This is a genomic window from Sinomonas notoginsengisoli, assembly GCF_021554725.1.
Classification (GTDB): Bacteria; Actinomycetota; Actinomycetes; order Actinomycetales; family Micrococcaceae; genus Sinomonas; species Sinomonas notoginsengisoli.
On sequence record NZ_JAIZDP010000020.1, the window covers coordinates 1 to 12,646 of the forward strand.

The 12,646-nt window shown below is 68.0% G+C and carries 14 protein-coding genes; 2 read left to right on the plus strand and 12 right to left on the minus strand.

The features are described 5' to 3' along the window. Positions 1-30: 30 nt before the first annotated feature. Genes LF262_RS16610 through LF262_RS16620 form a run of 3 tightly spaced genes read right to left on the minus strand, consistent with a single transcriptional unit; the run spans position 31 to position 3,449 of the window. A complete protein-coding gene (locus tag LF262_RS16610) occupies positions 31-1,065 on the minus strand; it encodes a carbohydrate ABC transporter permease (protein ID WP_235781521.1) in 1,035 nt (344 codons plus the stop codon). Continuing rightward, complete coding sequence (locus LF262_RS16615; RefSeq protein WP_235781522.1) at positions 1,062-2,006, minus strand: carbohydrate ABC transporter permease; 945 nt, start codon at positions 2,004-2,006, stop codon at positions 1,062-1,064. The genes LF262_RS16610 and LF262_RS16615 overlap by 4 nt, the downstream gene beginning before the upstream one ends. Positions 2,007-2,042: 36 nt before the next feature. Continuing rightward, positions 2,043-3,449, minus strand: a complete 1,407-nt coding sequence (locus tag LF262_RS16620; RefSeq protein WP_235781523.1) for a type 2 periplasmic-binding domain-containing protein — start codon at positions 3,447-3,449, stop codon at positions 2,043-2,045. A 258-nt stretch (positions 3,450-3,707) separates the two neighbouring features. On the opposite strand from LF262_RS16620, the gene LF262_RS16625 reads away from it, so the two are divergent. Beyond that, entirely contained in the window at positions 3,708-3,854 is a 147-nt protein-coding gene (locus LF262_RS16625; protein ID WP_235781534.1) for a DUF8730 family Cys-rich protein, read from the plus strand. Next, the gene (locus LF262_RS16630) at positions 3,851-4,429 is read left to right on the plus strand and encodes a hypothetical protein (protein ID WP_235781524.1); all 579 of its coding nucleotides are present in this window, start codon (positions 3,851-3,853) and stop codon (positions 4,427-4,429) included. Before LF262_RS16625 ends, LF262_RS16630 begins: the two co-directional genes overlap by 4 nt. A 74-nt stretch (positions 4,430-4,503) precedes the next feature. Here LF262_RS16630 and LF262_RS16635 read toward each other — a convergent pair whose 3' ends face one another. The 9 genes from LF262_RS16635 to LF262_RS16675 all read right to left on the minus strand — a co-directional run bounded on the left by LF262_RS16635 (position 4,504) and on the right by LF262_RS16675 (position 12,309). Then, the gene (locus LF262_RS16635) at positions 4,504-5,439 is read right to left on the minus strand and encodes a 3-hydroxyacyl-CoA dehydrogenase NAD-binding domain-containing protein (RefSeq protein ID WP_235781525.1); all 936 of its coding nucleotides are present in this window, start codon (positions 5,437-5,439) and stop codon (positions 4,504-4,506) included. Beyond that, entirely contained in the window at positions 5,439-6,836 is a 1,398-nt protein-coding gene (locus LF262_RS16640) for an NAD(P)(+) transhydrogenase (Re/Si-specific) subunit beta (protein ID WP_235781526.1), read from the minus strand. The genes LF262_RS16635 and LF262_RS16640 overlap by 1 nt, the downstream gene beginning before the upstream one ends. Then, positions 6,833-7,147, minus strand: coding sequence for an NAD(P) transhydrogenase subunit alpha part 2 (locus tag LF262_RS16645; RefSeq protein ID WP_235781527.1), 315 nt, complete (start codon positions 7,145-7,147; stop codon positions 6,833-6,835). The genes LF262_RS16640 and LF262_RS16645 overlap by 4 nt, the downstream gene beginning before the upstream one ends. After that, on the minus strand, positions 7,147-8,382 hold the full coding sequence (locus LF262_RS16650) for a Re/Si-specific NAD(P)(+) transhydrogenase subunit alpha (RefSeq protein WP_235781528.1): 1,236 nt from the start codon (positions 8,380-8,382) through the stop codon (positions 7,147-7,149). The genes LF262_RS16645 and LF262_RS16650 overlap by 1 nt, the downstream gene beginning before the upstream one ends. 135 nt (positions 8,383-8,517) lie before the next feature. Then, positions 8,518-8,952 (minus strand): VOC family protein, encoded by a 435-nt coding sequence (locus tag LF262_RS16655; protein WP_235781529.1) that lies wholly within the window; start codon positions 8,950-8,952, stop codon positions 8,518-8,520. A gap of 18 nt (positions 8,953-8,970) precedes the next feature. Next, on the minus strand, positions 8,971-9,408 hold the full coding sequence (locus tag LF262_RS16660) for a VOC family protein (RefSeq protein ID WP_235781530.1): 438 nt from the start codon (positions 9,406-9,408) through the stop codon (positions 8,971-8,973). Between the two features lie 74 nt (positions 9,409-9,482). Further along, positions 9,483-10,745 (minus strand): sigma-54-dependent transcriptional regulator family protein, encoded by a 1,263-nt coding sequence (locus LF262_RS16665; RefSeq protein WP_235781531.1) that lies wholly within the window; start codon positions 10,743-10,745, stop codon positions 9,483-9,485. Positions 10,746-10,906: 161 nt separating this feature from the next. Then, on the minus strand, positions 10,907-11,191 hold the full coding sequence (locus LF262_RS16670) for a MoaD/ThiS family protein (RefSeq protein WP_235781532.1): 285 nt from the start codon (positions 11,189-11,191) through the stop codon (positions 10,907-10,909). Between the two features lie 2 nt (positions 11,192-11,193). Further along, on the minus strand, positions 11,194-12,309 hold the full coding sequence (locus LF262_RS16675; RefSeq protein ID WP_235781533.1) for a WD40/YVTN/BNR-like repeat-containing protein: 1,116 nt from the start codon (positions 12,307-12,309) through the stop codon (positions 11,194-11,196). Positions 12,310-12,646 lie beyond the last annotated feature (337 nt).

The following is a 12,646-nucleotide window of genomic DNA, read 5'->3' on the forward strand; positions in this document are numbered from 1 at the left end:
CGTATGTGGCACTTCCGGGGGCGGTCCGCATCAGCCCTTGAGCGATCCCGCGGCGATTCCCTCGATGAAGTACCGCTGGCCCACGGCGAAGATGGCCATCATCGGGAGCGTCACGAGCAGGGAAGCCACCATCACGTACTGGTAGTCGCCGTGGCCGCCGGCCGTCGGGGAGTACATGGTCATGGCGTAGGCCACGCCCAGCGGCACGGTGTAACTCGAGGGGTCGCCGAAATTGAGGTAGATGAGCGGGCCGACGAAGTTGTTCCACGACGCCTGGAACTCGAAGATGAAGACGATGATCGCGCTGGGCAGGGCCAAGGGGAACGCGATCCTGCGGAACAGCCCGAAGAACGAGCACCCGTCGATGCGCGCAGCCTCGAACAGGTCTCGCGGCAGGGAGAGGTAGAACTGCCGCATGAGGAAGATGTAGAACGCCGAGCCGAACAGGGTCCCGCCCCAGAGGGGCACCGTGGTGCCGAGCCAGCCCAGGGTCTTCCAGATGAGGTAGTTCGGAATGAGACTGACCGCGCCGGGGAGCATCATGGTCCCGAGGAGGACGCTGAACAGGGCCTTCTGCCCGGGGAACCGGAAGTACGCGAAGCCGAACGCGATGGCCGAACTGGTCAGCGTGACGATCGTCGCCGAGGCGAGCGCGATGAACACCGAGTTGAAGAACCAGGCCAGCAGCGGCAGTTGGTTCCAGACCTCCGCGTAGTTCTCAGGAGTCAGCGTCAGCGGGATGAGCCGGTTGTCGAAGACCTCTCCGCGCGGCTTGAAGGATGCGGCGAGCAGCCACACGAACGGGTACATGAACAGCAGGGCAAATGCCGCGAGAAGCGCCCAGCGCACCAACTGGCCGAGCCGCAGCAAGGCACGGCTCCGGCGTTCCCCGGCCGTGCGCACTCCTGCGGTGCCCGGGCCCGGGCCTCTCGGCTTCCGGCCCGGGCCTCTCGGCTTCCGGCCCGGGAGCCCGGTGCCTGCGGCCGGCGGGGCGAGGGCAGCCGAGCGCTCCGCTGCGGCGGTCTCTGTCAGCGAGGCCTCGAACTCGGGGTTGACGTTGGTCACCGGCGCTCGCCCCCGTCGTAGTAGACGAAGCGGTTCCCGACTTTGATCTGGATGAACGTGATGACCATGATGATGACGAACAGCAACCAGGCCATTGCCGCGGCCGGCCCGAAATTGAACTGCTGGAACGCCTGCTGGTAGAGGTATACGCCGTAGAAACGCGCCGCGTCCGGAACGCTTGAATTCCCGTCACGGTAGAAGAGCAGATAGGCCTGGTCGAAGACCTGCAGGGCTGCAATCGTATTGACGATCACCAGGAAGAACAGGGTCGGCGAAATCAGCGGGATTGTGATCCGGAAGAACTGCTGGACACGGTTGGCGCCGTCGGTCGCCGCGGCCTCGTAGAGCTCTCTCGGGACCGCCTGCAGCGCCGCGAGCAGGATCACCGTGGTGCCGCCCACGCCCCACAGGCTCATCATCACGATCGAGGGCTTCATCCATGCCGGGTCCGAGAGCCACTGGGGGCCTGCAATCCCGAACAGTCCGAGGAACTTGTTGATCGCTCCGCTGTTGCCGTTCAGGAGCAGCAGAAACACCGCCGCGGTCGCCACGCTCGGGGTCATCTTCGGGAGGTAGTAGACGAGCCGGAAGAACCCGGAGCCCCGGCTCACGCCGTTGAGCAGAGATGCGAGCAGGAGCGCGAAGGCGATGTCCAGCGGCACGGCCAGGAGGGCGTAGACGAAGGTGTTGCCGAGCGACCTGAGCACGTTGGGGTCTTCTGCGAGCAGGCGGTAGTTCTCGAAGCCTGCAGGACTGCTCGCTCCCGTGGCCAGATCGTAGTTCTGGAATGAGAGCACGAGGCTCCACCCCATGGAGATGACCGTGAAGATCAGCAGCCCAGCGATCCAGGGGGAGATGAACAGGTAGCCCGCGATCGACTCCCGCACGTTGTACTTCCTCGAGCGCCGTTCCTTGAGCGCCGGCGATGGCCTACCGCTCATGCGACCACTCCTCCGCGGACTCGGCACGTGCTGGATTCACCCGTTCTTGCCAGCCGAGGTCTGCTGCCAGGCGCGCAGCGCCGTGTCCTGTGCATCCTTGAGGGCCCCAGCCGGATCCTTCTCACCCGCGAGTGCCACAGCCACCGCGTTGGAGAGTGCATCCTTGATCGTCTGGCCAGCTGGCGAGCCGCCGAACGAGGCCGTGTTGTCGAGCGTCGAGTACGAGGTGCTGATCAGCTGGTCGAAGTCGGCGCTCCCGGATGACTTGACGTGGGCGTCCCGGACTGCCTTGTCCGCAGCAGGCGATCCGGTGAAGAGGCCCGTGTTGATGGAGTTCTTCTGCTGGACGGTCTGGGCGCGGGCATCACCGGCCGCCTTCCAGGCATCCTGGGACGTGGCCTTGATGGCCCACGCGCATGCTGCGGAGGGGTTCTTCGCGGCCGTGGGGATGGCGAGTGCCGTGCCGCCTGCATAGCCGATGGCCTTGCCGTCGAGCGTCTTGATGGGTACGCCGACCACGCTGACGTTGCTCTTCGTGTTGGAGAGGACGTTGATGTACCACTGTGCCCACGTCTGGACGCCTACCTGGTTCTTGACGTATTGGTTCTGGTTGCCGAAGACGTCCATCGAATCCTTGAAGGACTTGATGCCCGCGAAGCCGCCCTGGGCGTCCATCAGCTTCTTCATCCAGGTCAGCGCCTTGACGTTGTTGGAGGCGTCGAGCGTGGGCTTGCCCTGGGCGTCCATGGCATTGCCCCCGAAGACCTGGAGCCAGAGGTCGGCGGAGCCTGGGAGATCGCCGTCGAACCCGATCACGGAGGGCTTGCCGCCGGACTCCTTGTACATCTTTTGGGCTGCCGTGACGATCTGGTCCGGCTTGGAGGTGTCGAGTTGGTCCGTGCTCACACCGGCGGCCTGCATCACGTTCTTGTCCGCGATGAGCATGGACGTCTGGAAGAACTGCGGAACCCCGTACACCTTGCCATTGAAGGTGACGCTCTTGACGGCAGCGGGGTAGTACTGCTGGTCCGGGGTGACGCCCCACAGCGAGTAGCAGGCGTCGATCGGCTGGATGAGACCCTTGTCTGCCAGGGTCGGGACGACGCTCCGGTCCACTTGAATCAGGTCCGGGACCTGGCCGGACGCGGCCTGTGCGGAGAACTTCTGGGCATCGAAATTCGTCGTGTCCATGCTGACGGTCGCGGGGGATACCGACTGTGTGGCGAGGTCGGAGCGGGACTTGCCGACCTCGTCCGAGGGGTTGAAGCCGCTGGTCTTCAGAGCCCCGGACAGGTCCTTGCTGAACGCGCCCGAGCCGCCCGAGCTGCTCGACCCGCTCGGCTTCGCGGGGCCACCGGAGCCCGCAGGATTGCACGCGGTGAGAGCCACGAGGACTGAGATGGACAGTGCTGCTGCACTGAGCTTGCTCCTGCGAGTCGACATTGACGCCCTCTTTCTCAGAGCCCCGGGAGATGGCCCGGGGACGCTGGCTTGAAGTCCCCTGCTGTTCCCCCCTGCAAGAGAACGTGGACCTCCATGTACGCGCAGGCTAGCAGCGGTCGCACCGCGGGCAGCGACTCTCCTCACCGTGTCGTCAGCACCCCCCTGCTTGCACGCCATGGGAAAGATCCGGTACAGTTGAGATACCCCTAGGGGTATATTCGACGGTTTCGATTCAGGAGGCATCTCATGTGCAGCCCAATGACCTGTACAACGTGCGGCAAGGTGACGTGGACTGGCTGTGGTCAGCACGTTGACCAAGTCTTCGCCAACGTTCCCGAGGACCGCCGCTGCCCCGGGCACGACAACGCCGCCAACGTGAGCTTCTTCGGCAAGTTCTTCCGGTGACGCGGCCGCCGGAGCACCACCGCTCCGCGTTCGACGCCGCACCCCTCCTCACACTGACGGACTCGGACCGCGCGCCGCTCACCGGCCGCCGGTCGGTCCTGAGGACGTGGGGACGCACCCGGTGGGGCACCGCGGCGGCCGCCGCCCTCCTCGCGGCCGCCGCCCTGGTCTTCGCCAACGGCGCCTTCGACGGAGCATCCGTGGCCGCCGCGCTGGGGGCCTCGGTTCTCGTGGTTGCCGGCTCCGCCAGCCTCGGGCTCCTCATCGGGAGCTTCGTCAGTGCGCCGATCGGTGCGGAGGCCACGGTGTGCGACATCCGCGGGCCGCTGTTCGGCCTGATGGGCCTCATGCTCGCCACGAGCCAGAGCCGGTCTAGCCTGCTCGTGCAGATGTTCGCGGGCCTGCCGCTGGATGCGATCCGCTTTGCCGTACAGCCCGCAGTGGGGGTCGCGGCCGTCGCACTCATGGTCGCCGCACTGGCGGGACGCCTGCGCCTCGAGCGCAGCGCCCTCTCCGATCCCGCGCGCGCCGAGGCATGCGCCACGTGCACTGCCCTCTTCCCGGGGCGCCGGTAGATCCCGCTCGATCGGATCTCTGTTCTGCGGGATGTCCGGTTGTGCGGGATGTCCGTCCCTACCGGACCCCCGTTCTACGGGATGTCCGGCGCAGTGGCCTTGGCCGCGAGCAGTGCCACCAGGAGCCGGTCCCTCTCGCGGAGGATCTCGGCCCAGTCGCGTCCCTCGAGCTCCGCGGACACCCCGTCGGCCATAGTGCCGATGTAGTCGTCGGTCTCCGGGTACTCGCCCAGATCACGGGCCCAGTCGCGCATGGCGGGGCCGAGGTGCTCGAGGAAGTGCGTGATCCCGCCATCGCCTCCCCCCGCGTGCATGGTGAGGAACGGCCCCAGGAGGGCCCAGCGCAGGCCCGGACCATAGGAGACGGCGGTGTCCACGTCCTCGACGCTCGCCACGCCGGTTGCGACGAGGTGGAACATCTCGCGCCATAGCGCGTCCTGGAGCCGGTTCGCGACGTGGCCCGGGACTTCGCGGTTGATCCTGATGGGCTTCTTCCCGACGCTGGCGTAGAACGCGAGCGCCCGATCGACGTTCTTCGGTGCGCTCTGCTGTCCGCCGAGGACCTCGACGAGGGGGATGAGGTGCGGCGGATTGAACGGATGGCCGAGCACGAGCCTCTCGGGATGCTGCATGCCCTGCTGGGCTTCGGTGACGAGGAGGCCGGAGGACGAGGTCGCAATGATCACGTCGCTGCCCGCGCCCTCCTCGATCTCGGCGAGGATCGCCCGCTTGACCTCAATCCGCTCGGGTCCGTTCTCCTGGACGAAGTCCGCCCCGCGCGAGGCGTCGGGTATCGTCGGCGCGAAGGCCAGGTTGTCCTTCGACGCGTCGTGGTCGAGGCCGAGAGTCTCGAGCGTGGGCCAGAAAGCATCGACGAGCTCGCGCAAGCGGGCCTCGGCCGAGGGGGCCGGGTCTGCCGCGACCACACGGAAGCCGCGGGCGAGGTAGAAGGCGGCCCAGCTCGCGCCGATGGTACCGGTGCCAATCACGGCGATGGTCCGGTGCGCCATCAGAGTGCCTTGACCGCCGTCAGCACCTTGGTGAGCGACTCCTTCGCGTCGCCGAAGAGGAGAGTGGTCTGCGGCTCGTAGAGGAGGTCGTTCTCGATGCCGGCGAACCCGGGCCGCATCGACCGCTTGAGGAAGACGACCTGCTTGGCGTCACCGGCCTCGAGGATCGGCATCCCGTAGATAGGTGAACCCGGGGTGGATTTCGCGGCGGGATTCACCACGTCGTTCGCGCCCACCACGAGTGCGACGTCCGCCTGCTTGAAGTCTCCGTTCACCTCTGCCATCTCCTTGAGCGACTCGTACGGCACGTTCGCCTCGGCCAGGAGCACGTTCATGTGCCCGGGCATGCGGCCAGCCACGGGATGGATGGCGAATTCGACGTCGACGCCGCGCGACTCGAGCGCGGACGCGAGCTCGGCCGCCGTGTGCTGGCCCTGGGCAACGGCGAGCCCGTACCCGGGCACGATGATGACCTTCTGCGCGTACCCGAGCAGCACGGCCACGTCCTCCGCCGATCCCGAGCGCACGGGGCGGTCAGAGACCGCGGTGGAGCCCGCCGTCGAGCCTCCCCGGAAGGCCCCGAACATGATGTGGGTGACACTCCGGCCCATCGCCGCCGCCATGAGCCGGGTGAGGATGGTGCCCGACGCTCCGACGAGCGTGCCCGCGACGACGAGCAGCACGTTGCCGAGCACGAGGCCGCTCGCGGCTACCGCAAGGCCGGTAAAGGCATTCAGGAGCGAGATCACGATCGGCACGTCCGCGCCGCCAACGGGCAGGACGAGGAGGACGCCGGCCACGAGTCCCAGGACGAGGAGCACGACGGCGACGAGCAGCGACACCGAAGACACCGGCATCAACACGACTGCCACGGCGGCCGCGAGCGCGGCGAGCAGCACCGCTCCCATGAGCACTGGGAGCCCGAGGAACGTCACGGGTCGCGTGGTCATGAGCTCCTGGAGCTTGGCGAAGGTCACCGCCGACCCCGCGAAGGAGACCGCCCCGACGAGCAGGGTGAACACGATGGCTACCCGCACCCATTCGCTCTCGCTGTGCGGCAGCTCGAGCAGCGCGACGAGCGCCGCAGCACCGCCGCCGACGCCGTTGAAGGCGGCGACGAGCTGCGGCATCTGGGTCATCTTGACGCGCCGGGCCACCGGTGCCGCGATCGCCACGCCCACCGCAATCGCGCCGAGGATCCACGCGAGGTTCTCGATCCGGCTGGACAGGAACACCGTGACGAGGGCCACGGCGGCGCCCACCGCACCGATTGCGTTGCCGCGGCGTGCGTGCCTGGGCGAGGAGAGGCCTTGAAGGGCGAGGATGAAGAAGACAGCAGCCACGAGGTAGAGGAGCGCCGTCCAGGTGGGGTCGAGGATGGGGCCGCCGATTCTCACTTGGCGCCGTCCTCGGTCTTTGCGGCCGTCTGAGGCCTGCGGGCCTTGAACATCTCGAGCATGCGGTCCGTCACCACGAACCCGCCCACGAGATTGGCGGTCGCGAGCACGACGGCGAGCAGCGCCACCGCGAGAACCCATCCGCTCTCGGCCTGTCCCGCGACGACGATCGCACCCACGAGGATGATCCCGTGGATCGCGTTCGCGCCGGACATGAGCGGGGTGTGCAGGATGCTGGATACCTTCGAGACCACCTCGAAGCCCACGAACACCGCGAACACGAGAATGGTGAGCACTTCAACGCCGCCCATCAGCCGGCTCCTTCCTCGGTCTCGTCGGCCGAGGAGGCGCCCCGGGCCGTGCCGCCCTCATTCTGTGCCGCGGTGCTGGTGAGCACTGCGAGGGCCTCCGCGGTGGGCTCGTGACGCACCTCGCCATCGTGCGCCAGGCACGCGCCGGCAACCACCGCGTCCTCGAAGTCGGGCTGCACCACACCGTCCTTCGAAGGCACCAGGAGTTCGATGAAGTTGGCCACGTTCTTCGCGTACAGCCGTGATGCGTCCGTGGCCATCGCCGAGGCCGCGTCCTTGAGGCCCACGACAATGATGTGGCCCATACCGTCCTCCGTTGCCACCTCGACATCCTCGCCGGCCACGGATCCCTCGACGTTCCCGCCTGACTCGGCCGCCATGTCGACCACCACCGAGCCCGGCTTCATCCCAGCGACCATCTGGCGTGTCACGAGGAGCGGCGCCCGCCGGCCCGGCACGGCCGCGGTGGTGATGAGGACGTCCGACTCCGCAACGTGCGGGGCGAGCAGCTGGCGCTGGAGGGCTCCGCGGTCCGCGCTGAGCTCGCGCGCGTAGCCGCCGGCGGCCGCCGTCGACTCAGCGGAGGCGAGGTCGAGATGGATGAACGTGCCGCCCATCGAGGCCACCTCATCGGCGGAGGCGGGCCGGATGTCATTCGCGGAGACGCGTGCGCCCAGGCGCTTGGCGGTGCCGATGGCCTGCAGGCCCGCCACGCCAGCACCGAGGACCAGCACCTTGGCTGGCGGGACCGTTCCGGCAGCAGTCATGTACAGCGGGAAGAAGCGCGGGAGGCGAATCGCGGCCTCGAGCACGCATCGGTACCCCGTCACGAGGGCCTGAGACGTCAGCGCGTCCATCGACTGGGCGCGTGAGATCCGCGGGACCAGCTCGAGCGCGAACGCGGTCACGCGCCTGTCCACGAGCGCCCGCACAGTGGGCAGTTCGGTGGACGGGGAGGCGAGCCCCACGGTCACTGCCCCGGCCTGCAGACTCGCCGCTGTGACCGGATGGATGGGCCTGACGTGCGCCAGGATGTCCACGGACGGCAGCTCCAAGGCCTCCACAACCTCGGCACCGGCCTCGGCGTAGTGTGCGTCCGCGTGGCCCGCCCCTGCGCCGGCGCCGGACTCGATGGACACCGCGAGACCCAACCGCACGAGCTGGCTGACGGACTCCGGGGTGGCCGCCACTCGTTTCTCCCCCACGAGGCGCTCCCTCGCAACGCCCACTTTCACGTGCGCCCTCCGCTCCGCGACACACCTTTGGCCGCCATGTGCTGCGAGTCTATGCGGCGCCGCCCGCGCTCGGGCAAGAGAAACGCGAGGGAGTGGACGCGCTGTGCACATCCCCTCCCTTCGACCAGGATCGGATCAGGCCTGCGCGTCGCTTGACTGCCCAGAATTGATGTTGACGAGCCATTCGATGCCGAATCGGTCGGTCAGCATGCCGAAGGAGTCGCCCCACGGCGACTTGGCGAGCGGAACCGCAACAGTCGCCCCCTCGGCGAGCTTGTCCCAGTAGCCCCGCAACTCCGCCTCATCCTCCCCGGAGAGGGAGACCGAGATGCTGCTGCCCTGGGAGACGGGCATGCCCTCCGGTGCATCGGAGCCCATGAGCACGAGCCCACTGGGCGCGACAACCTGGCCGTGCATGATCTTGTCGGATTCGCCGCCGGCGGCGGCCTCGGGCTGGAACTGGCCATAGGTGCTGACGTTAAGGTCGCCGCCGAACACGGACTGGTAGAACGTCATCGCTTCACGGGCATTGCCCGTGAAGTGCAGGTACGGATTGAGGATGGTGGGCACAGCACTGGTCCTTTCTGGCTACGCGTCGCCGCCGGGCGCAGACGCGCCCCCGATGTTCACGAGCCACGCAATCCCGAATTTGTCGGTGAGCATTCCGAAGGTGGCGCCCCACATGGCCTTCTCGAGCGGCATCGTCACCTCGGCGCCGTCGGCGAGCTTGTCCCAGTAGCCGCGCAGCTCGTCCGCGACGTCCGGGGCGCCGCTGAGCGAGACGGTGAAGTTGTTGCCGGGACGGTACTCCATGCGATCGGGCGTGTCCGAGGCCATGAGCGTGAACCCGCTCGGGGTCTCGAGCTGGGCGTGCATCACGAGCGGGCCCTCCGACGCGTCCTGGGCCGCGTGGAGGTCATCGAAGGTGGAGATGGTCAGCTCTCCGCCGAACACCGACTGGTAGAACGTCATGGCGTCCCGGGCGTTGTCCTTGAAGCTGATGTAGGGGTTCAGGGTGGCGGGCACAGCGACTCCTCGGGATGTTCGATGCTGACTCTCGCGAGCCTACGCCCCGGTGCCGACACTTTATAGGTGCTTGCCTACCCGCCGAGCCGCTCGAGGTGAGCCACCACGGCGGCCCGCTTGGGCGAGCGCGGCGGCAGGAGGCGGAGAGCGGTACGCCACGCCTCGGCGTCGTCCTCAGCCTCAGGCAGCCGCAGGTAGTGGAGCACAACATCCACGGCTGCGCTGCCGACCACCGCTTCCCTCAGCGTCGCGGAGAGCTCGTCCCGCATCTCTGCGATCGCGGGCGCCTCCGAGCGGGGAAGCAGCTGGCCGCTGTACGCGCCGAGCGCCTGCCGGTGCGAGCCGCGTGCGAGGAGTGCGAGCGCGGTCATCGAATCGACCTCGAGGCCCTCTACCCGGTAGGGCCTGGAGAGCAAGGAGACCCCGGTGCCCGATGCCTCGAGGACCTTGCGGAGGCGCACCAGCTCGGCCCGTAGGGTGACGGGCGGGACCGGCTGCTCATAGAGCCGCTCGGCCAGTTCCTCCGCCATGAGCCCACGGGGATGCCCGGCCAGCAGAACGAGGATCTCCGAGTGGCGCACGCTCAGGTTCAGCTCACGCCCCCGGTATCGCAGAACGCCCTGGTCACGCCCGGTGACGGCGAGCACTGCGTGCACCGGTCCGGCAGCCCGTTCGATCCGGGGTGACGGGGCGACTCCATGCAGTCGCTCCTGGACCGCGGCAACCGTTGCGCGCAGCCACGGCAGGGCGTGCCCGGTGACAGCCTGTTCGCCGCCCGTGATGTCCACGACGCCCAGCGCCTCCCCGGTGCGGGGGTCCCGGATGGGCATCGCTGTGCACGAGAACCCCTCGACGAGTGGACTGAAGTGCTCTGGCCCGCGGATCTGAACTGCCGCTCCGGTCGCGAGCGCGGTTCCGGGTGCCGCCGTGCCCACGCTCGCCTCCGACCAATCGGCGCCCTCGAGAAAGGCCATGCCCTCGGCCCGGCGGCGCACGGATGGATCGCCTCCGAGCCAGAGGAGCCGGCTGCTCGCGTCCCCCACCGCCACGAGGATGCCCGAGTCCTGGGCCGGCTCGATGAGGAGCTCGTTGATGACAGGCATCGCGGCCGCGAGCGGATGCGATGTGCGGTAGGAGTCGAGCTCGTCCTCGCCGAGGATGCTGGTGACGACCGCGTCCTCGCGGCGCCCGTGGACGGCAAGGGAGCGGCGCCATGAATCGGCGACGACGGGGCGCGCGGGAGAATCCTCAGGATCTCCGGAAGACCGGCCCGTGTGGCCCGTCGAATTCAGCCCGTCCGCCCGCACGTCCACCCCTTCATGTGTGCCGTGGCTCACAAGTGTACGCGTCGAATGCGCGGCACGTTCATGGCAACGTTGCATCACCGTTGCATGAGCAGATCGTGTCCTCGCGAAGACGTGACATTAACAGTCTCATCTATGCGAAATTCCGGGGCTACGGCCGAACGTCACCAGCGCGTCATGCGACGCAGCGCACACTATCCTCCCGCGATTGACTGGATGACGAGCACCTCCTGCCCTGCCTCGACCACCGTGGAGAGCCCATCCCCGCGCCGCACGTCCTCCCCGCCCACGTAGACGTTGACGTGGCGGCGCAGCTCACCGCGCTCGTTCCGGAGCCGTCGGCCGAGCAAGGGGTAGTTGCGGGCGACGGCGTCCAACGCCTCCCGTACAGACCTCACCGAGCCGTCCGGCAGCTCGAACTCCGTCTTCCCTGCGCTGACCTCGGCAAGGACCGAGGGGACGACGACGGTGACGGGCACGGCTAAGCCTCTCCCGTGGCGTCGTGCGTCAGGACGGCGGCCCGCACGCACAGCACGTCGGGGAGGCGCGCGAGCACCTCGTGGAACGTCTCTCCCTCGTCCGCGCTCGCGTAGACGGTCCCTCCGCGCGTGCCGAAGTAGATGCCCACGGGTTCGGCGGTGTCCACGGCAGCGGCATCGCGGAGCACGGTGTTCCAGTCAGGCTCCCCCAGTCCCGCGTCCAGGCGCCGCCAGGTAGCACCGGCATCCTCAGTGCGGTGAACGGCGAGCCGGCCCTCCGGTGCCACGCGCTGCCCGTCGGACACGAGGGGAATAACCCACGCCGTCCCGCTCCGCCTCGGATGCGTGAGCATGACGAACCCGAAGTCCGCTGGCAGCCCGTCCGCGATCGATACCCAGGTGTCCCCCCGGTCATCGCTGCGGTAGACGCCGCGATGGTTCTGGGCGTAGAGGCGCCCGTCGACGTCGCGGGCGATCTTGTGCACGCATTGGCCCACCTCCGGCTCGGGGTCCGGGAGGAAGTACGCGGAGATACCGTGGTTCCTCGCGGTCCAGCTCGCTCCGGCGTCCGCGCTGCGGTACACGCCACCAGCGCTGATGGCGAGATGGACAAGGTTCTCGTCCTCAGGATCCGGAATGATCGAGTGCACGGCAGCACCACCGGCTCCAGGGGCCCAGCGATCCCGATCGGGGTGCTCCCAGAGGGAGCGATTCAGCTCGAACGTCTCCCCGCCATCTGTGGACTTCCAGATCGAGATCGGCTCAGCGCCGGCCCAGACCACGCCCGGCCTGTTCTCCTCGTCGGGGCGGATCTGCCAGATGCGCTCCACCGCGGCGTCGGTCTCCTCGGGGAACACCACGGATCCCTGCTCGGGCTCCGTCCAGGTGCCGCCCAGATCGTCCGAATGCGCGACGGTGGGCCCGAAGTGCTCCGATCGGACGCCGACCATGAGGCGGGTTCTTCCGCCGCGGGTGTCGATCGCGATCGAGGGGATCTCCTGCATGAGGAACTGGGGCGTTCCGACATTCCATGTGACTCGGTCCTCGCTCGTGGCGAGCCAGAGGCCCTTCTTGGTGCCGACGGCCAGAAGGTGACGGGGTGTGGTCATGCGCACCATTCGAGCACCGAGTGCGGCCACCGGACAAGGAGGATGCCGGGGACGGCGGCCTGGCTCGCCGGCGCGATCACGGGACGCGCGCGATATTCGATCGACTACTAGGCAAGCGGTCAACGAACCGATACTGTTCTGCCAAGTCCATCAGGACCCTCGATTCATTGACAGCATGCGAAATACAGATTCGGCAGGCGCCGTCCTGCAGTCGGAGCCCGGACCCCTGAGTGTCAGGCCCCCTGAACCGCCCCGGAGCGCGTACCCCCCCAATTGCGTGCTCCGGGGCTCCTTTTCTTTCCCCGCGCCCGCATGCCCCGGCTGTGTTTCAGCGGGTCCGTTGGTG

Bases quoted from the DNA above. Each gene is read 5' to 3' on its own strand.
- LF262_RS16615 (WP_235781522.1), bottom strand. From the start codon at position 2,006: ATGAGCGGTAGGCCATCGCCGGCGCTCAAGGAACGGCGCTCGAGGAAG.
- LF262_RS16675 (WP_235781533.1), bottom strand. From the start codon at position 12,309: ATGGTGCGCATGACCACACCCCGTCACCTTCTGGCCGTCGGCACCAAG.
- LF262_RS16635 (WP_235781525.1), bottom strand. From the start codon at position 5,439: ATGGCGCACCGGACCATCGCCGTGATTGGCACCGGTACCATCGGCGCG.
- LF262_RS16625 (WP_235781534.1), top strand. From the start codon at position 3,708: ATGACCTGTACAACGTGCGGCAAGGTGACGTGGACTGGCTGTGGTCAG.
- LF262_RS16645 (WP_235781527.1), bottom strand. From the start codon at position 7,147: ATGGGCGGCGTTGAAGTGCTCACCATTCTCGTGTTCGCGGTGTTCGTG.
- LF262_RS16620 (WP_235781523.1), bottom strand. From the start codon at position 3,449: ATGTCGACTCGCAGGAGCAAGCTCAGTGCAGCAGCACTGTCCATCTCA.